The sequence below is a fragment of the Brevundimonas sp. ZS04 genome, assembly GCF_001956865.1.
Classification (GTDB): Bacteria; Pseudomonadota; Alphaproteobacteria; order Caulobacterales; family Caulobacteraceae; genus Brevundimonas; species Brevundimonas diminuta.
Genome location: NZ_MTHE01000012.1, coordinates 25,908 through 43,978, shown reverse-complemented (window position 1 = coordinate 43,978; position 18,071 = coordinate 25,908). Strand labels below are relative to the sequence as shown.

13 protein-coding genes and 2 pseudogenes are annotated in these 18,071 nt (G+C 69.4%); 4 read left to right on the top strand and 11 right to left on the bottom strand.

Features of this window, described 5'->3' with window-relative positions:
• Nucleotides 1–180: 180 nt before the first annotated feature.
• Both BJP32_RS13660 and BJP32_RS13655 read right to left on the bottom strand, forming a co-directional pair.
• Nucleotides 181–5,043 (bottom strand): NAD-glutamate dehydrogenase, encoded by a 4,863-nt coding sequence (locus BJP32_RS13660; protein WP_076224503.1) that lies wholly within the window; start codon nt 5,041–5,043, stop codon nt 181–183.
• Between the two features lie 437 nt (nt 5,044–5,480).
• Entirely contained in the window at nt 5,481–6,650 is a 1,170-nt protein-coding gene (locus BJP32_RS13655) for an AI-2E family transporter (protein WP_040346430.1), read from the bottom strand.
• Nucleotides 6,651–6,767: 117 nt separating this feature from the next.
• On the opposite strand from BJP32_RS13655, the gene BJP32_RS13650 reads away from it, so the two are divergent.
• Nucleotides 6,768–8,282 (top strand): helicase HerA-like domain-containing protein, encoded by a 1,515-nt coding sequence (locus tag BJP32_RS13650; protein WP_076224502.1) that lies wholly within the window; start codon nt 6,768–6,770, stop codon nt 8,280–8,282.
• A gap of 4 nt (nt 8,283–8,286) precedes the next feature.
• Here the strand turns inward: BJP32_RS13650 and BJP32_RS13645 are convergent, their stop codons facing one another.
• Nucleotides 8,287–10,017 (bottom strand): amidohydrolase, encoded by a 1,731-nt coding sequence (locus BJP32_RS13645; RefSeq protein ID WP_198935297.1) that lies wholly within the window; start codon nt 10,015–10,017, stop codon nt 8,287–8,289.
• Between the two features lie 162 nt (nt 10,018–10,179).
• Between BJP32_RS13645 and BJP32_RS13640 the strand changes: the two genes are divergently transcribed.
• Nucleotides 10,180–10,539 carry a DUF3060 domain-containing protein gene (locus BJP32_RS13640; protein ID WP_076224500.1) on the top strand — a complete coding sequence of 120 codons (360 nt, stop codon included), beginning with the start codon at nt 10,180–10,182 and terminating at the stop codon, nt 10,537–10,539.
• A gap of 17 nt (nt 10,540–10,556) precedes the next feature.
• Here BJP32_RS13640 and BJP32_RS13635 read toward each other — a convergent pair whose 3' ends face one another.
• The gene (locus BJP32_RS13635; RefSeq protein ID WP_143255476.1) at nt 10,557–11,699 is read right to left on the bottom strand and encodes an MltA domain-containing protein; all 1,143 of its coding nucleotides are present in this window, start codon (nt 11,697–11,699) and stop codon (nt 10,557–10,559) included.
• Nucleotides 11,699–12,316: a TIM44-related membrane protein TimA gene (gene timA / locus BJP32_RS13630; protein ID WP_076224520.1), complete on the bottom strand. Its 618-nt coding sequence runs from the start codon at nt 12,314–12,316 to the stop codon at nt 11,699–11,701. Before timA ends, BJP32_RS13635 begins: the two co-directional genes overlap by 1 nt.
• Nucleotides 12,317–12,570: 254 nt before the next feature.
• Here timA and secB point away from each other — a divergent pair, with 254 nt between their 5' ends.
• Entirely contained in the window at nt 12,571–13,098 is a 528-nt protein-coding gene (secB, locus tag BJP32_RS13625) for a protein-export chaperone SecB (protein WP_003166543.1), read from the top strand.
• A 107-nt stretch (nt 13,099–13,205) separates the two neighbouring features.
• On the top strand, nt 13,206–13,547 hold the full coding sequence (locus BJP32_RS13620) for a putative quinol monooxygenase (protein WP_076224499.1): 342 nt from the start codon (nt 13,206–13,208) through the stop codon (nt 13,545–13,547).
• Here the strand turns inward: BJP32_RS13620 and dnaQ are convergent.
• From dnaQ to BJP32_RS13595, 6 genes and pseudogenes are all read right to left on the bottom strand, one after another.
• Complete coding sequence (gene dnaQ / locus BJP32_RS13615) at nt 13,505–14,230, bottom strand: DNA polymerase III subunit epsilon (protein WP_076224497.1); 726 nt, start codon at nt 14,228–14,230, stop codon at nt 13,505–13,507. The genes BJP32_RS13620 and dnaQ overlap by 43 nt on opposite strands.
• A gap of 38 nt (nt 14,231–14,268) precedes the next feature.
• Nucleotides 14,269–15,027, bottom strand: a pseudogene (locus BJP32_RS17735) (aminoglycoside phosphotransferase family protein); the annotation flags it as partial.
• Nucleotides 15,028–15,084: 57 nt separating this feature from the next.
• Nucleotides 15,085–15,672 (bottom strand): annotated as a pseudogene (coaE, locus tag BJP32_RS17730) (dephospho-CoA kinase); the annotation flags it as partial.
• Entirely contained in the window at nt 15,669–16,508 is an 840-nt protein-coding gene (locus BJP32_RS13605; RefSeq protein ID WP_076224494.1) for a shikimate dehydrogenase, read from the bottom strand. The gene BJP32_RS13605 and the pseudogene coaE, both read right to left, overlap by 4 nt.
• Complete coding sequence (locus BJP32_RS13600; RefSeq protein ID WP_046652679.1) at nt 16,505–17,104, bottom strand: nucleoside triphosphate pyrophosphatase; 600 nt, start codon at nt 17,102–17,104, stop codon at nt 16,505–16,507. The genes BJP32_RS13605 and BJP32_RS13600 overlap by 4 nt, the downstream gene beginning before the upstream one ends.
• Nucleotides 17,101–17,970 (bottom strand): pyruvate, water dikinase regulatory protein, encoded by an 870-nt coding sequence (locus tag BJP32_RS13595; RefSeq protein ID WP_003166549.1) that lies wholly within the window; start codon nt 17,968–17,970, stop codon nt 17,101–17,103. Before BJP32_RS13595 ends, BJP32_RS13600 begins: the two co-directional genes overlap by 4 nt.
• Between the last annotated feature and the right edge of the window lie 101 nt (nt 17,971–18,071).

The window sequence follows — 18,071 nt, the reverse complement described above, 5'->3', positions numbered from 1 at the left end:
AAACCGACCCCGCCCCAAACGCCAAGGCCCGCCCGCCTCGCCAAACGACGAAACGGACGGGCCTTAAAAGCGACTTCACGACCATCGCTCACTTTTCAAACGCCTCATGCGCTCAAACAGTGAGCGACCGCGTCGCGAACGTAGCGCGTGACGCCGGGCTCTCGCCCGGCGTCACCTCGCTTAGGAAGCTGAAGCCAGCACCTCGCGGATCTCGCCGTTGGCGATGGTCAGCTTGGCGAAGGTCCAGCCGGAGCCCGAAGTCTCGATCTCATCGACCGAGGCGCGCAGGGCTTCCACCTGATCCATGCGGGCGCCGATCCAGGCGTCGACCGCCTGTTCGGCGCTGTCCTCGCCGGCGCCAGCCGCCTGGGCCGAGGCCTTGGCCACGGCGCGGGTCAGCTGCTGCTGCTCGGTCATCAGATCCTGGATCAGGCGACGCACGGCCAGGCGATCGAAGCGATCGCCGGACGGCACCGACCCGGCCGCCACGCGCAGGCGGTCGAAATCGAAGGCGGCGCCGACCTGGTGATAGACGCGGGCCATGGCCGGGGCGTCCCAGCCCAGTTCGCCCGACAGGTCGCCGATGTCGGCCGTGGCCACCATCGGACGCAGCATGGCGATGTCGCGGGCCAGCTCTTCCGGCGCGCCCAGACCGATGAAGGTCTGGACCCGGCCTTCGTAGCGAGCGTGCTCATAACGCGACAACACTTCCGGACCGGCGGCGCGCAGGGCGTCGGCGGCGGGCTGATAGGCGGCGATCATGCCGCCGACCGTCGTCTCGGTGCGAGCCGCGCGGCGCGCCAGCCAGAAGGTCTGGCGACGCAGGACTAGGGCGATCTCCTGATAGAGGGCCGTCTGGGCCTCGGCCGGAATCTTCAGGTCCAGGGCCGACACCGCCTTCCAGGCCTCGTCGAGGCGGAAGACGTGACGCGCGGTCTCGAAGGCCGTGACCATGGCGGCGGTGTCGCATTCCGCCGCCGCACGCAGGCGATCGGGGAAGGTCGGCCCGGCCATGTTGACGATCTCGTTCGACAGCACGGTGGCGATGATGTCGCGACGCAGGCGATGGCCCTTCATATCCTCTTCGAACTGAGCCAGCGGCGCCGGGAAGTATTCCAGCAGCAGGCGTTCGAAGAAGGCGTCGTCCGGCGCCGTCGAGCCGACGATCTCGTCGAACAGCTCGAGTTTGGAATAGGCGGTCAGGACCGCCAGCTCCGGCCGAGTCAGGGCCTGGCCCTGCAGCTTCATCTCGGCGATGCGGGCGTCGTCGGGCAGGTATTCGACCGCCCGGTTCAGCTTACCGATCGACGACAGGTGCTGCATGAAGGCCTGCTGAGAGTCCAGCGCGGCCGCGCCTTCAGCCTGTTGCAGCGTCAGGGCCAGGGTCTGGTCGTAGTTGTGGGCCAGCACCTTGTCCGCGACCTCATCGGTCATCGACTTGAGCAGGGCGTTGCGGTCCTCGGCCTTCAGATGGCCCGAGGCGATGGCGCCGCCGGTCAGGATCTTGATGTTCACCTCGTGGTCCGAGGAATCCACGCCGGCCGAGTTGTCGATGGCGTCGGTGTTCAGACGCACGCCCGCGCGGGCGGCTTCGATCCGCCCGAGCTGGGTCGCGCCCAGGTTGGCGCCTTCGCCGACGACCTGCGCCCGGATCTCGCCGCCGTTGATGCGGATGGCGTCATTGGCCTTGTCGCCGACCTGCAGGTTCGTCTCGCCGGCGCCCTTGATGTAGGTGCCGATGCCGCCGAAGTAGAGCAGCTCGGCGCGGGCCTTGAGGATGGCCTGCATCAGAGTGACCGGATCGACGCTGTCGGCCTCGATATCCAGCAGCGCCTTGATCTGCGGCGTCAGGGCGATCGACTTGGCCGAGCGCGAGAAGACGCCGCCGCCTTCCGAGATCAGAGCCTTGTCATAGTCCTGCCAGCTGGTGCGCGGCGTCTCGAACAGGCGCTTGCGCTCGGCCCACGACTTCGCCACGTCCGGGTTCGGGTCGATGAAGATGTCGCGGTGATCGAAGGCGGCCACGACCTTGGTCGCCTGCGACAGCAGCATGCCGTTGCCGAAGACGTCGCCCGACATGTCGCCGACGCCGACCACGGTGAAGGGCTCGGTCTGGATATCCTTGCCGAGCTCGCGGAAGTGGCGCTTGACCGCCTCCCAGGCGCCGCGCGCCGTGATGCCCATCTCCTTGTGGTCGTAGCCGGCAGAGCCGCCCGAGGCGAAGGCGTCGTCCAGCCAGAAGCCGTAGGATTGGCTCACGCCGTTGGCGATGTCCGAGAAGGTCGCCGTGCCCTTGTCGGCGGCCACGACCAGATAGGGGTCGTCGCCCTCCCAGGCCACGACATTGGCCGGACGCACCGGCGCGCCTTCACCGACGATGTTGTCGGTGATGTCCAGCATGCCGGACAGGAAGGTCTTGTAGGCGCGGATGGCCTCGGCCTGCGTCTCCTCGCGCGTGCCGCCGACCGGCAGCTGCTTGGGATAGAAGCCGCCCTTGGAGCCGACCGGCACGATGACCGAGTTCTTGACCTGCTGGGCCTTCACCAGACCCAGAACCTCGGTGCGGAAGTCGTCGCGACGGTCCGACCAGCGCAGGCCCCCGCGCGCCACCGGGCCGAAGCGCAGGTGCGAGCCCTCGATGTGCGGCGCCCAGACGAAGATTTCGCGGAAAGGCTTGGGCAGGGGCAGGTCGGCCAGTTCCTGACCGGCGATCTTGATCGAGATATGGGCCTTGGGCGTGCCCTCGGCGTCGACCTGATAGAAGTTGGTGCGCTTGATGCCGTCGATCAGGGCCGCGATGCGGCGTAAGGCCCTGTCGTGATCCAGGCTCTTCACGTCCTGCAGCAGGGTCTCGATCTTGGCGTCCAGTTCGGCGACAGACGCCTCGCGTTCGGCGACCGAGCCGCCGTGCGCCGGATCGAACTTGGCCTTGAACAGCGCCAGGATGGCGCGCGCCACGTCGGGATACTCGCGCAGGGCGGCTTCCTGCACCGACTGCGACGGGTCCAGACCCGTCTGCTGGCGATAGCGGGCCAGGGTGCGGATCAGGGCCGCCTCGCGCCAGTCGACGCCCAGCTCGAGCACCAGGCGGTTGAAGCCGTCGCTCTCGGTGCGGCCGTTCCACACGGCCTTGAAGGCCTCTTCGAACGGGATCTTGAGATCGGCGAACACCAGGTCGGCGCCACGCGGATCTTCCAGCAGGAAGTCGTGGATGTAGATCGGCTCCTGGCCGATCGTGCGCACGACGTGGTCGGATTCCTCCAGCGTCTTCAGGCCCATGTCGGCCAGGATCGGCAAGACGTCCGACAGCGGCACGGCCGCCCCACGGCGATACAGCTTGAAGCGGAACTGCAGATTGGTCTCGTCGGCCGTACGGAAGGCGCGCACCGCCACCGGCTCGGCGTGGACGCCGTCGGCGGCCGAGCCGTCGTTCAGTCGGTCGAACTGCTCCAGGTCGGCCACGGCCTCGGCCGCATCATAGCGGGCGCGGAAGGCGACACCGAAGCCCTCGGCCCAGCGGGCGCTGGTCGGGCCGACGGCGGCCTCGTCCACCCCGGCCAGGCGCAGGGCGCGCTCGAAGCGGTCGATCCAGCTGCGGCCGGCCTCGGCCACCTCGGCTTCAAGCGCCTTCAGATCCGGAATCGGATGATCGCCCGGCGTCACGCCGATGATGTAGTGGACGCGGGTCAGCGGCTGATCGGTCAGCTGCGGATACCAGGCCGAGACGCGGCCGCCCCAGGCCTGGGCCAGGATGCCGCCGATGCGCTGGCGCAGACCGGCGTCGAAACGCTCGCGCGGGATGAAGCACAGCACCGAGACGAAACGATCGAACGGATCGCGGCGCGTGAACAGGCGGATGCGCGGACGGTCGTACAGGTGCAGGATGCCCAGCGCCGTATCCAGCAGCTCGTCCTCGCCGATCTGGAACAGTTCGTCGCGGGGGTAGTTCTCGAGGATGTTCTTCAGGCGCTTGTAGTTGTGGCTGCCCGGCGTCTTGCCCGCGCGCTCCAGCGCATTGGCGACCTTGCGACGGATCAGCGGCACTTCCTTGGCCATCTTGTCGTAGGCCTCGGCGGTGAACAGGCCGACGAAGCGGGTCTCGCCGGTCGGCTTGCCGTCGGCGTCGTAGCGCTTGACCCCGACGTAATCCATGTAGGCCCGGCGGTGCACGCGCGAGCGCATGTTGGCCTTGGCCACGGTGACGGGATCGCTCTCGTCCATCTGGCGCTGCATGGCGGCGGTCAGGACGGCGGGCTCGGAGGCGCGGCGCAGGACGCGGCGCTCGGGATCGCTGAGCACGCCCAGGCCGTCGCTGGACTGGTTCAACGGCGCCTCGGCCTCATAGGAGCCGGACGCGTCACGCGGATAGTCGTAGTCGCGCGCGCCCAGGAAGACGAAATGGTCGCTCTTGGCCCAGCGCAGGAACTCGAGGTTCTCCTTCAGCACCTCGGGATCGACGCCCTTCGGCGGGGCGGCTTCAAGACGCTGGACGGCTTCGCGCATGGTCTGGACCATGGCGCCGTGGTCGCGCACGGCGACGCGCACATCGGCCATGGCCTGCGCCAGGCCTTCGCCCAGGGCGTCGCGGCGTTCCTGCGGCAGGGGGTCGATGACGACGATGATCAGGGAGTCGCGACGACCGGCCTCGACCTCGACGATGGGGTGGAACAGGGCGCGGACGGTGACGCCCGCCTCAGCCAGTTCGCCCAGGACGCTGTCGACCAGGAAGGGGTTGTCGTCCTGCAGGATCAGGATCTGGTCATAGCCGGTGTTGACGCCGGCGGCGTCGGCCAGCGGACCGACGGTGATGCGGGCGGGCTCGCCCGCCTTGCGGGCCTCCGCGCCGCGCCAGGCGCCGGCCAGCAGGACCGCCAGGTCGTCTCCGCCCAGCTCGGGCGTCTCATCCGCCGAATAGTCGTCGAAGGCCTGAGCCAGCAGGGTCTTCTCCGCCGCGCCCGGCGGCGCCGCAATCCGCGCGTAGGCCGCCTCCAGCGCTCCCAGGTCGGCGGGAACGGCGGGAACGATGCGCGAAGCAGCGGACATGACTCAGGTCTCGAACGGCGCGGTGGAAAACCGCTGGGGAAAACAGCCGCACCTTAGCGTCCCCGGCGAGAACGGCTAGGCCGCCGACGCCCCGAAAGACAGGGAATTTCAGTGTGCACCGCACCATGTGGCGCAGGAGGCCCAGTTGTGGACTGTTTTAGCCAAGCCCGCCGCAGAACAGAGAAATAAAAGCCCCAATTCAGCCGTGATCGGACAGAAGCGCGCGTCGGCATAAGGAAAAATCGGCCCTAGAAACGAACAAGGCCGTCGAACGGAGTCCGACGGCCTGCTCGGTCCGGCGCTCAGGAGGGGGAGGGGAAGCGCCGGCCTGGGACGTCGCGGTCCGGGAGGGGGAGGGGAGGACCGCGTCGTCGTGTGAGGATGAGATAGGCGTCGATTGCGGCAGTTCAAGGACAAGAAGACGAATATTTCTAGCTTTAAGCCTGCGGCGGGACGTCGCGCCCCAGTATACGATTCAACAGGGTAGAACCGCCCCGATTCTTGGGTGAAGATTCAGTTTTCTTATCCGGTTTCTTCGTTTGCTTGGCGGCATAGGGCTCGCCGTCGCCCGACAACAGCACGGCGATCCACCGCGAGCCCTTGAACTCCGCCAGGATGGCCATGGCCATCACCGCCAGCGGGGTCGACAGGAACATCCCCGCCACGCCCCACAGCTTGCCCCAGAAGGCCAGGGCCAGCAGCACCACGATAGGGTCGATATTCTGATTGTCGCCCTGCATCCGCGGCTGGACCAGATTGCCGACCAGGAAGAGCAGGGTCTGAAGACCGACGAAAAGGATCAGGGCGGGCCAATAGCTCTCGAACTGGACCAGGGCGAACAGCGGCGGGGCGCAGCCCGCCACGGCGCCGCCCAGCACCGGAATGAAGCCGACGATGAAGATGACGAAGGTCCAGAACTCGGCGTTCTGAAGCCCCACCGCCCGCATCAGCCCCCAGGCCACGGCGCAGATCATGGCCCCGGTCACGGCCTGGACCCACAGATAGCCCTCGACCCCGCCGCGCACGCGTTCGAACACCTCCAGCGCCTCCTGGCGCGGGCCGCGCTCGGGGAACATGCCGACCATCTTCTTGCGGAACCCCGCCTGCGAGGCCAGCAGGAAGCCCAGGTAGATCATGACGAAGAAGGCGCCGGTGGCCGCGCCCTGCACCTGGAAGGCCGTCGTGGTCAGCCAGCCGCGCATGTCGATGCCGGCGATCATGTCGTGCAGGGTCGGCGGATCGCTGATCCCGACCAGGGCTGAGACGTCGCGGCTGATCTGGTCGATGCGCGGGCCGATGCTGCCCGCCACGCCCGAGGCGTCGGTGAAGAAACCCGCCGCCCCGTCGACGATGATCCAGATCGAGGCCAGGAAGCCCAGCACCACCACGATCAGGGCCGCCGCCCCCGCGAAACGCGGAGGGATCGGCGTGCGTCGCTCGATGGCGCGCTTCACCCCGTCGATCATGATCATCAGGAAGACGGCCATGGCCAGAGGCGTCAGGATGTCCCTGAGCCAGTAGAGGGCCGCGCCCGCCGCCACGACGGCGATCAGCACCACCGCATTCGTGGCCGGGGAGGAATGACTGACGGTGATCGGAAGCTTCATGGCGGAAGTGTCGTCGTGGCCGGGAACGGCGTCAATCGCTGTAAACCGCGGCGGTTCCGCCTTGCGGCGGCGGCGCGGTCGATTAAGCATGGAACAAGCACGCAGGAGACCCTCTTCATGACCGACGCCCCCGCCCTGTTTCTCGGCCAGTCCTTCGAGGGCGCGGCCGAACGGCTGCTGCTGAACCGGGCCAACCGCCACGGCGTCGTCGCCGGCGCCACCGGCACAGGCAAGACCGTCACCCTGCAGATCATGGCCCAGGGCTTTTCCGAAGCGGGCGTCCCGGTCTTCTGCGCCGATGTGAAGGGCGACCTGTCGGGCATCAGCCAGGGCGGCGGCGTCGAAAAGTTCGCCGAGCGCGCGGGCAAGATGGGTCTGACCTTGAACGGCAAGTCGGCCCCGGTCGTCTTCTGGGATCTGTACGGTCAGAAGGGCCACCCGATCCGCGCCACCGTGTCCGACGTCGGTCCCGTGCTGCTGGCTCGGATGCTGGAGCTGAACGACGTGCAGGAGGGGGTGCTGACCGTCGCCTTCCACGTCGCTGACAAGGAAGGCCTGCTGCTGCTGGACCTTGAGGATCTGCGGGCACTCCTGGCCTATGTCGGCGAAAACGCCCAGACCATCGGCCGCGAGGTCGGCAACGTCTCTCCAACCTCCATCGCCGCCATCCATCGCGCCCTGCTTCAGCTCGAACAGCAGGGCGGCAAGGCCTTCTTCGGCGAACCGGCCCTGCGTCTGGAGGACATGATGCGCACCGCCCTGGACGGCCGGGGCCAGGTGAACGTGCTGGACGCCACGCGGCTGATGAACAGCCCGCGCCTGTACGCCGCCTTCCTGCTGTGGCTGCTGTCCGAGCTGTTCGAGCAGCTGCCCGAGATCGGCGACCCGGAGAAGCCGCGCCTGGTCTTCTTCTTCGACGAGGCCCACCTGCTGTTCAACGACGCGCCCAAGGGCCTGCTGGAGAAGGTCGAGCAGGTGGTCCGCCTGATCCGCTCCAAGGGCGTCGGCGTCTATTTCGTCACCCAGAACCCGGCCGACATTCCCGACAGCGTCCTGGCCCAGCTGGGCAACCGCGTTCAGCACGCGCTGCGCGCCTATACCCCCGCCGAGCAGAAGGGCCTGCGCGCGGCCGCCCAGAGCTTCCGCGCCAACCCCGCCTTCGACACGGCCGAGGCCATTCAGGCCCTGGGGGTCGGCGAGGCCCTGGTGTCGACCCTCGATGAAAAGGGCGCGCCGACCGTGGTGGCCCAGACCAAGATCCGTCCGCCGGATTCGCGCCTCGGCCCGGCCACCGAGGCCGAGCGCGCCGCCACCATGGCCGCAAGCCCCGTGCGCGGCGTCTATGACACGGCGGTCAACCGCGAGTCGGCCGAAGAGGTGCTGAACGCCCGCCGCGCCCAGGCCGACCGCATCGAAGCCGAAACGGCCGCAGCGGCTGCCGAAGCCAAGGCGGCGGAAAAGGCGGCGCGTTCGGCTCCGGCGCCGCGCGCGCCGGCCTCGCCCCGCCCGCGCGCCCCGTCCAACCGGCAGACGCCGATGGAGGCCCTGACCAAGTCGGTGCTGCGCACCGCCGGCTCGACTATCACCCGCGAACTGCTGCGCGGCGTGCTGGGCAGCCTGAAGAAGCGCTAGGGCCTCAACCCAGCTCGACCGGACGGCCGTCTTTATAGACGTCCGTGACCTTGATCCCGGCCAGGCGGTCGGGATCGACGGTCATGGGGTCCGCATCCAGCAGGACCATGTCCGCCAGCTTGCCAGCCGTGAGCGAGCCCTTGCGGTCGTCCTCATAGTGCTGCCAGGCGGCCCACAGGGTCATGGCCTTCAGGGCGACCTCGACCGGCACGCGCTCGTCCGGCCCCAGGATGTCGCCCGAGCGGGTGCGGCGCGTGACCGTGGCCGACAGCACCCGCAGGGCGTCGGGATTGGCCACCGGGGCGTCGTGGTGGCTGGTGAAGCGCATCCCGCGCCGCCAGGCCGAGCCGCAGGGCGAGATGAACTCCGCCCGACGCGGCCCCAGCACCGAATCCCGGTGCCAGTCGCCCCAGTAGAAGGTGTGCATGGGGAAGAAGGAAGGCACGATTCCCAAGGCCTTCAGCTCGTCCAGCTGGTCCATCCGCGTCGTCTGGCCGTGGATCAGCACCGGGCGGCGGTCGCGGGCGCCGTGCTTGCGCGCGGCCTCGCGCACGGCGGCGATCATCAGGTCGATGGCGGCGTCGCCGTTGGCGTGGACTTCGATCTGCCAGTCGTTGGCGAAGGCCAGGTCCACAGCGTCCAGGGCCTGCTGCTCCGTCACCGCCGGATAGCCGCGCCAGGAGGCGGGCTGACCTTCGGGCGGGACGAAATAGGGCTGGGACAGCCAGGCCGTCTTGGCCTGGGGCGAGCCGTCCAGCGTCAGCTTGACCCCGCCGATGCGGAACCGGCCCTCATAGCTCCGCCGATACAGGGGCGTGGCCATGATGTCGGTCGAGGTCAGGATGTCGGGGAAGGACAGGATGTCGATGGGCAGGGCGCCCGCCTCGGCCAGCCCCGCCATCATGCGGCAGGTGTCGGTGGAGGACCGCCCGTCCTGGGCGGTGGTGTATCCGAACCGGGCGTAGTAGCGCGCGCCCTCGACGATCATCTGGCGGTTGGCTTCGGCGTCCAGTCGGGTGAACAGGGCGCCCATGACGGCGAACAGGGCCGTCTCCTCCAGCACGCCGTTCGGATCGCGCGAGCCGTCCTTGCGTCGGAACACGCCGCCGGGGGGATCCGCCGTATCCGTCCCGACGCCCGCCGCGGCCAGGGCTGCGCCGTTGGCCGCGCCCAGATGCCCCGACTGGTGCAGGAACAGCACCGGCACGGCGTCGGATATGGCGTCCAGCTCGTCTCGCGTGGGGTGCCGCCGCTCCTTCAGCTGGGAATCGTCATAGCCGAAGCCGATGACCAGGCCGGTGTCGCGCACCAGCGCCTCGTGCCGGTTCATCCAGTCGCGCGTGATCCGCTGCAGGGCGGCGATGTCCTTCCCTTCGCCGTCCGGCGCAGGCAAGAGGTTGGCGTAGCGCGCCTGCAGCCCGACCATGGAGACGTGACCATGCGGATCGAAGAAGCCCGGCAGCAGGGTCCGCCCGTCAAGATCCACCAGGCGCGCGCCTCGCCCCGCCGCCGCGCGCACCGCGTCCAGGGCGCCGACCGCCAGGATGGTCTGCCCGCGCACCGCCACGGCCTCGGCCGACGGCTGCGCATCGTCCATGGTGCGGATCGGACCGCCATGGAAGACCGTCGTCGCCGTCGCGCGGGCCTGGACGGCGCCCGCCGACATCAGACCGCTGGCGGCGGCGCCGGCCATAAACAGCCGCCGGTCCAGATACCTCCAGGCCCCCTTCGGCATAACCGTTTCTCCCTGTTCGAAAGGCAAAGCCAGAACCCGCCTTCGCGTCAGACGGTTCCGCCATTGGAAATCCGGCGATCTGTAAAGCGGCCTGAGGCCAGGAACCAATGCCTGAGGCGGACATTCATCACGGTCTCAAGCTAGGCCATACCGGACCTCCCCATGTTGTTCACGCCGCTCGCCTCTCTCGCCCTCCTGGCTCTCGCTCCCCCGCCTGCCCAGGTCGGCAGCGTCGATCTGAGCCCTGACCTGATCGAAATCGCCGGCGAGGGTCACAAGCGGACCATTCCCTGCCAGGGCCGCCGCGTCGAAATCCAGGGGACCAATCACGACATCACCCTGACGGGCGTATGCGCGGGCCTGGAGCTGACGGGCGTTGACAACAAGGTCTCCATCACCCTGACGCCTGACGCGGTTCTGGAGGTTTCGGGCGCGGGGCAGGTCGTGCGCTGGCGCTCCTCGGGCCAGCCGCGTCAGATCGTCGACGGCATCGACAATACGGTTACGCGCGTCCGAGACTGACGCGAACAGCGGCTGATCTAACCGCGCGGGATCAGCCGCCACATGCGCAAGGGGTGGCGCACCGCGCCCGCCTCATGTCCCGCGGCGTCGCCGCGCCCGATATAGAGATCCGCGCGCACCGGTCCACGAATGGCCGAGCCGGTGTCCAGCGTCATGACCAGGCCGCGATAACTGGCGCGGGCGCCGCGCAGATTTCCGCCGTCCGCCTCGATCCAGGCCGCCTCGCCATAGGTCCAGCGCGACGGATCGACCGCCACCGAGCGTCGCGCGGGCAGGGGCACGCCCGCCGCGCCGATCGCCTCATTGCCGTCGTCGGCGCTGGTGGTGAAGAAGATGTAGCGCGGGTTCAGCGCCATCACGCGCCGCGCCTCAGGCCCGCGATGGGCGGCCAGCCAGGCGCGGATGGCCTCGCCCGAGGTTCCGTCTCTCGGCAGCAGGCCTTCCTCTGCCATCGGTCGGGCGATGCCGACGAACTTGGCGCCGTTGTCGGCGGCGTAGGCGGCGCGCAGGCGGGCGCCGTCAGGGAAGGTCAGGGTTCCCGAGCCCTGGATCTGCAGGAAGAACAGATCCTCCGCCTTCATCCAGGCCAGGGCCGAAGACTGGGCCGATCCCGCCTCGATGGCGGCGCGATCGCCCACGCTGGACAGATTGGCCGGGCGGCTGAGAACAGGAGCGTCGAACTCGGAGTCTGGAACGCGGCGGGCCGGATACTCGGGCGCGAAATAGGCGGTCAGCAGGCCGCGCCCGCCGTCGTCCGTGCGCACCTCGGCGGCGGTGAAGCGGGTTTCCAGGAAGGCGCGGGCGTCGCTGGGGTTGGCGCGGCCGGCCAGGGCGCGGGCGTCGCGGCAGGTCTCGACAGCGATGCGCGACGGGCCGCAACCGGCGGCGTAGGCGCGCAGGGCCGCCAGATGGTCCTCCTCGGCCCAGCCGGGCAGGGCGGCCAGATTGAGGTCTCCGGCGACGGGCGGAACCGGCGGCGACACCGGCGGCGGCAGGGGGACAGGACCAGGCGTCGGCGGAACCGGCCTCGGCGTCGAGGCGCAGGCGGCCGCCAGCAGGGTCAGGGCCAGCACGCCGGACAGGCCGCCCAGTCGCTCAAGCGGAGCCGTAAGGAGACGGGCCGCGCCCGTCTGATCGAGGGGCGCGGACCGTGCGATCATCAGGCGGTCGCCGGCTCGACGCGGGCCAGGGCCCAGTTGGGGTCCGAGGCGCCCAGGCGGCGCTCGAAGGTCCAGATCTCGGCGGTGCGGCGCTCTTCAGTGACGGTCTCGCCGCCCGAGGGGGTCAGCGAGCCGCGCACCTCGGCCAGGAAGCGCACCTTGGCCAGGGCGCGGTCGCCCTCGGTCGTGGCCAGCTCCAGATCGGCGCGCGGGGCGTGGACCAGTTCGACGCTCTCGGCGTCGCCGCGCGCCTCTCGCGCCGCGATCCCGGCCTCGAACGAACCCATGACCTTGTCGGTCAGCAGCGGACGCAGGGCGTCGCGGTCGCCCCTGGCGTAGGCCCGGACGATGGTCTCATAGGCCTGGCGCGCGCCTTCCAGGAAACGGTGGGGGTCGAAGTTCGGATCGCGCGTCTTCAAGCCTGCGATGGCGGCCGTCAGCGCGGGGTCGACAACGGGGCCGCGCGCGGCTTCAGGCGCGCCGGCAGGAGCTGCGGGGACCGGAACGGGCTTGGGATTGTCCTCGGGCTGACGGCCGACCTTCTTGCCCAGCACATTATAGAGTTGGAACAGCAGAACCGCCGCGATGACGGCGAAGATCACGATCTGAAAGGTCACCGGCACGGTGGGTTCCTCGACTAGTCAGGCCTCATCTTCCCGACAGGGAAGCGCCTCGGGTTTTCTCCCCAAAGGCGAAAGGGCAGCTCATACAACGTGATTAGGGGTCGATCCGGGCGGGCGCAAGGCGAAGCGAGAGGCGAACGCGGGTCTCGGCGTTGCGACACAGGGTCTCGCCATGCTACCGCCGCCCCCTCAGACCCGCCTCCAGGGGGAGCGGGACGCCTCATTCCTATAAGACGGTTTCCAGACTCATGACCGACGCCACGCCGCCCGCCGACGCCAACGGCCAGACGCACGACCAAGCCCAGCCTCAGGGCGGCCAGCCGCAAGGCCCCGGCTTCCGCATCCTGGCCCAATACGTCCGCGACCTGTCGTTCGAGAACCCCAAGGCGCCGGACAGCCTGCGCATCGACGGCAAGCCCGCCATCGACATGGGCGTCGAGATGAACGCCCAAGGCCGCCCCGACGGCCTGTTCGAAGTCGACCTGAAGCTGTCGATCAAGGCCACGGCCGACGACAAGACCCCGGTGTTTCACGTGGAACTGCTCTACGGCGGCCTGTTCGCCCTGCAGGGCGTCCAGCCGCAGGACATCGAGCCCCTGCTGCTGATCGAGTGCCCGCGCTACCTCTTCCCCTTCGCGCGCCAGGTCATCGCCCAGGCGACCTCGGACGGCGGCTTCTATCCGCCCTTCATGGTCGACCCGATCGACTTCGCCGCCATCTACGTCGCCCGCCAGCAGCAGATCGCCGGCGCCCCGGCCGAAACCGGCCAGGCGTAATTTTTAGCCGCTCCCGCGAGGCGCCCGGCGCCTCGCTGCTTGAGCGACTATCTATGCGAGAGAGGGGCGTCTGATCGGACGCCCCTTTTTCTTGCGCAGGAGGGCCGATGCTCAAGGTCATCGCCGAGGACTTCATCAAACCCGAGCATGTCGAGACGGTGAGGCCCCTCTATGCTGAACTGGTGCGCCTGACTCGGCAGGAGCCCTTGTGCCGCGCCTATGACCTGTTCGAGGATCGCAAACAGCCCGGCCATTTCATCGTCATCGAGGAATGGCCCGACCAGGCCGCGCTCGACGTCCACTGCGCCAGCGAGCATTTCCGGCGCCTGGTCCCCCAGATCGACGCCCACCAGATCCGGCCCGGAACCTACATCCTCATGAACCCCGTCTCGACGGACGCGCCGGTTCAGGCGGCTTCTTCAGCCTCGGTCTCGACCGTCACCCCATAGCCCGCCCACAGGCTGAAGTCCTTGATCGTCGCCTTGAGGAAGGCCAGGTGGGCGGCCTCTTCCTCGGCCGTGACGAAAGAGGGCAGGGGACGCGGCCGGGCGCCGTAGGCGACGCGCTCCGCCGTCTCGGCCGCGCCGCCGCGCGTCGAGGTCAGATCCAGCGCCCGCTCCTTGCCGCCGCGCAGCTCCAGATAGACCTCGGCCAGCAGACGGGCGTCGATCAGGGCGCCGTGCAAGGTGCGTTCGACCAGGCTGATCTTGTAGCGTTTGCACAGGGCGTCCAGCGAGTTGGCCATGCCCGGAAACCGCTTCTGGGCCAGAGCCAGGGTGTCGATCCAACGATCCTGCGGCGGCGGCTTGCGGCCGATGCGGCCGATCTCGAAATCGATGAAGTTGCGGTCGAAGTTGGCGTTGTGCGCGATCAGGGGCGCATCGCCCAGAAACTCCATCAGGTCATCGACGACCTCATGAAACTTGGGCGCGTCCTTCACCTTGTCGTCGGTGATGCCGTGCACCTTGATGGCGTCCGGCGGGATCAGCCGCTCGGGGTTGATGAAGCGGTGAAAAGTCCGCCCCGTCGGCAGCAGATCCTCGATCTCGATGCAGCCCACTTCGATCAGCCGGTCGCCCGTCTTGGGATCGAAGCCGGTGGTTTCAGTGTCGAGAACGATTTCGCGGGCCATGCCCCTTAATGCCGGGGTTCGGCCCTCAGCGAAAGGGTTCAGCCCTCCAGGGCGCGACGGATCGCCCGCGCGACCGCCAGGCTACGCCCCGCCTCCTCGTGGTTCTCGTCCTCCAGATGCCAGGCGGCGGAGAGGCAGGCGTGGCAGAAGCCCCAGGCCATGACCGCCTGGGCGGGCCGTCCGACCGCCGGACCCAGGGTCTCGGCCAGGCGCCGCGCCCGTGCGGGATCGGTCCGGAGATCCTGCCGCTCCAGCGGATTGTAGAGCAGATTGGCCGCATCATAGGCCGGGTCGCCCAGGACGCCGTGCGGGTCGATCGCCAGCCAGCCGCGCGGGCCATGCAGGACGTTGTCGTGATGAAGGTCGCCGTGCAGCGGCCGGATCGGCGTCCCCTCGGCCATCAGGCCCTCCGCCATGGCGGCCGCCTCGCCGAACAAACCGCCCTGTCTCGTCGCCTCAACCCCCAGGGCGGCGAAGCGGTCCGGCATGGTCTGAAGGCCCTCGGCCGGGCGATCCGAAGGCGCATGAAGCGCCCTCAGCACGTCGGCGGCGATGCGGGTCGCGGCCTCATCGCCCTCCGTCTCCAGCACGGCGGACAGAGGGCGGTCGCCAGCGTCCTCAAGCCATTGCCAGGGGCCCTGAGCGCCCAGCAGACGGATCGCGCCCGACCCGTCGCGCCAACGCAGCCAAGCCAGGGCATGGGGCGCATCCGGCGCCGCCTGCGGGCTCAGGCGCTTGAGCACGCTGGTGCGGCCGTCGGGCGCGACGGCCCGCCAGACCGTTCCGCCCACGCCCTCGGCCAGCAGGCTCAGACGGCCCAGGCCCCAGGCAGACGGCGGCGCGGGCTTCCAATCCGGTTCGAGAACCTTCGCCACTACGGCGCGCACCTGGTCGCGCGCGGCCTCCAGGCCATGTCCGGTATCGATCAGGAAGTCGGCGCGGGCGCGCTTTTCCGCGTCCGGCGTCTGGCGCGCCAGGATGGCGTCGAACCGCTCGCGCGTCATGCCGGGACGCGCCAGAACACGCTCGGCCTGAATCTCGGCGTCGGCCGTGACCACCGCCACGGCGTCGACGAAGGCGTCGCCCCCCGTCTCGAACAGCAGGGGGATGTCGACGACCGCCAGACGCGCCCCGCCTTCCGCCGCCGCCTTCAGCGCCTCGGCGCGGTCAGCCGCGACCAAGGGGTGGACGATGGCCTCCAGCCGCTGGAAGGCGTCCTCGTCGCGGCCCAGGGCCTCGGCGAGGCGCAGGCGGTCGACCGCGCCGTCCACAACCACGCCGAGGAAGGCCTGCGCCAGCGGCGCGACCGCCGCGCCGCCGGGGCCGTAGAGGCGGTGAACGGCGGCGTCGGCGTCCCACACCACGGCGCCCTCGTCGGCGAACATCTGGGCGGTCGTCGACTTGCCCATGCCGATCGAGCCGGTCAGGCCCAGGACGATCACGCCGTCTCTCCCAGATGGTTCAGCAGGATGGCGCGCAGGTCCAGCGTCGGCGGCGGGCGGCGGAAGATGGCCTCGAACGACGGCGCCGCCTGGCCGATCAGCATGGCCAGCCCGTCCACCGTCGTCAGCCCTCGCGCGCGAGCCGCCGCCAACAGAGGCGTGACCACGGGCTTGTAGGTCATATCCATGACCACGGCCGAAGGCTTCAGCGCCGCCAGCGAAATGTCCGGCGCGACGCTCAAGGCGTTGATGACCAGATCCGCGCCTTCCAGCACGCCCGCGTCCGGAGCCACCGACACCGCCGGACCGAGATCGGCGGCCAGGGCCTCGGCCCGTTCCCGCGTGCGGTTGAGAATGGACAGGGCGGCGCCCGCCTCAATCAAGGCGCCCGCGCCCGCCCGCGCCGCGCCGCCCGCGCCCAGCATGACGACGGAGGCGCCGTCCAGCTTCAGCTTCGGCGCCTGTTCGGCCAGTGCGTAGAGCACGCCCGCGCCGTCGGCGCTGTCGGCCCGCACCCGGCCATCCTCGAAGACTAGGATGTTGGCCGATCCCGTCATCTGCCCCGCCGCCGCAGCCTCATCCGCCAGGGCGAAGGCCTGCTCCTTGAACGGCGCCGTGACGTTGACGCCCGCGATCAGCCCCGCGCGACCCGCCGCGACCAGGGCCTCGAACCCCGCCGCATCCTTGGGCGCAAAGGCGACGTAGGCGCCGTCGACACCGCCGGCCTCCAGCCAGGCGTTGTGGATCACCGGGCTGAGCGAATGGCTGACCGGATTGCCGACGATCCCGCCCAGCAGGGCGGCGCCCGTGATGCGGCCGACCGGCGTTCCGCTCATGACGCGATCACGCCCGCGCGCCGCAGTTCGGCCAGGACAGGCCACAGCGGCAGGCCCAGAACGGTGAAGTAGTCACCCTCGACCGCCTCGAACAGCTGCGAGCCCAGCCCCTCCAGCCGATAAGAGCCGACGCAGGCCAGCAAGGCCTCGCCTTCCGCCGCCAGATAGGCGTCGAGGAAGGCGTCGGAAAAATCGCGCACCTTCATCTCGACCGTGTCCACGCCGGACCAGACCACCTGGCCGTTGCGGGCCAGGGCGGCGCCGGAATGCAGTTGGTGCGAGCGGCCGCGCATGGCGCTTAAGCGTTCGCGCGCGGCCTGAAGCGTCGGCGCCTTGGACACCAGCCCCCCCTCGAACGACAGGGTCTGATCCGCGCCCAGCACCCAGGCGTCGGCGTCATGGCGCGACACCGCCAGCGCCTTGGCCCGCGCCAGTTCGACCGCCAGCTCGACCGGATCGACGCCCGGCGTCTTCAGGGCGTCCTCATCCACGTCGGCGACCTGGACGGCGAAAGGCACGCCGGCGTCGGTCAGCATGGCGCGGCGCGCGGCGCTCTTGGAGGCCAGGACCAGGCGTTCGCCGTTGGTCGTCGTCACATCGAAGCTCCCAGCTTGCGGCCGCGCCGCTCGCTCAACAGGTTGATGATGGCGGCCGCCGTCTCTTCGACCGAGCGACGGGTCACGTCGATGGTCGGCCAGCCGCGCCGTTCGAAGGCGCGACGCGCCTTGATGGTTTCCTCGCGCACGGCGTCATGGTCGACATAGGCGGAGGCATGGCCGGCGTTCAGCCCGTCCAGCCGGTTGCGGCGGATCTGCACCAGGCGATCAGGCGACACGGTCAGGCCGACGACCAGCGGCTTCTTCAGTCCCGTCAAGCGCTCGCCATCCTCCTGGCCGGGAACCAGAGGCACGTTCGCGGCGCGAATGCCCCGGTGCGCCAGATAGATGCAGGTCGGGGTCTTGGAGGTCCGGCTGACCCCGCACAACACCACGTCGGCCTGCTCCAGCTGCTCCAGCGTGCCCTGACCGTCGTCGTGGGCGATGGCGTAGTCGAGGGCGCCCATGCGGTTGAAATAGCCCGTATCCAGGGCGTGCTGCGCCCCGACCCGCGCCGAGACGTCCGCGCCCAGATAGCGCGACAGGGCGCCGACCAGCGGATCCAGCGCCCCGATCTGCGGCATCTGAAGCTGGCGACAGCCTTCCTCGAGCTGTTCCCGCAATTCGCGGTCGACCAGGGTGTGCAACACCACGCCGGGCGCGGCCGCCACCTCTTCCAGCACCCGATCCATCTGCTTGGTCGAGCGCACCAGAGCGTAGATGTGCTCGATGGGAATGACGCCGTCGAAACGGGCGACGACGGCCTTGGCCATGGCGTTCAGCGTCTCGCCGGTCGAGTCCGACACCAGATGGACGTGGAAATAGGTGGCCAGGCGCGAAGCGCCGATCGGTCGGGCGGGGCTCATGAGATCGGCGTCTCCTTCCAGGCGGCGGTCGGATCATCCCCGCGCCCTGTTGAAAAGCCGGGACGCCGTTCGTGAAAGACCGGGCGCCGAATCCTCTAGCA

Excerpts from the sequence above, each read along its gene's own strand:
- BJP32_RS13660 (WP_076224503.1), bottom strand. The coding sequence starts at position 5,043 with ATGTCCGCTGCTTCGCGCATCGTTCCCGCCGTTCCCGCCGACCTGGGA.
- BJP32_RS13655 (WP_040346430.1), bottom strand. The coding sequence starts at position 6,650 with ATGAAGCTTCCGATCACCGTCAGTCATTCCTCCCCGGCCACGAATGCG.
- BJP32_RS13650 (WP_076224502.1), top strand. The coding sequence starts at position 6,768 with ATGACCGACGCCCCCGCCCTGTTTCTCGGCCAGTCCTTCGAGGGCGCG.
- BJP32_RS13645 (WP_198935297.1), bottom strand. The coding sequence starts at position 10,017 with ATGCCGAAGGGGGCCTGGAGGTATCTGGACCGGCGGCTGTTTATGGCC.
- BJP32_RS13640 (WP_076224500.1), top strand. The coding sequence starts at position 10,180 with ATGTTGTTCACGCCGCTCGCCTCTCTCGCCCTCCTGGCTCTCGCTCCC.
- BJP32_RS13635 (WP_143255476.1), bottom strand. The coding sequence starts at position 11,699 with ATGATCGCACGGTCCGCGCCCCTCGATCAGACGGGCGCGGCCCGTCTC.
- secB (WP_003166543.1), top strand. The coding sequence starts at position 12,571 with ATGACCGACGCCACGCCGCCCGCCGACGCCAACGGCCAGACGCACGAC.
- BJP32_RS13620 (WP_076224499.1), top strand. The coding sequence starts at position 13,206 with ATGCTCAAGGTCATCGCCGAGGACTTCATCAAACCCGAGCATGTCGAG.
- dnaQ (WP_076224497.1), bottom strand. The coding sequence starts at position 14,230 with ATGGCCCGCGAAATCGTTCTCGACACTGAAACCACCGGCTTCGATCCC.
- BJP32_RS13605 (WP_076224494.1), bottom strand. The coding sequence starts at position 16,508 with ATGAGCGGAACGCCGGTCGGCCGCATCACGGGCGCCGCCCTGCTGGGC.
- BJP32_RS13595 (WP_003166549.1), bottom strand. The coding sequence starts at position 17,970 with ATGAGCCCCGCCCGACCGATCGGCGCTTCGCGCCTGGCCACCTATTTC.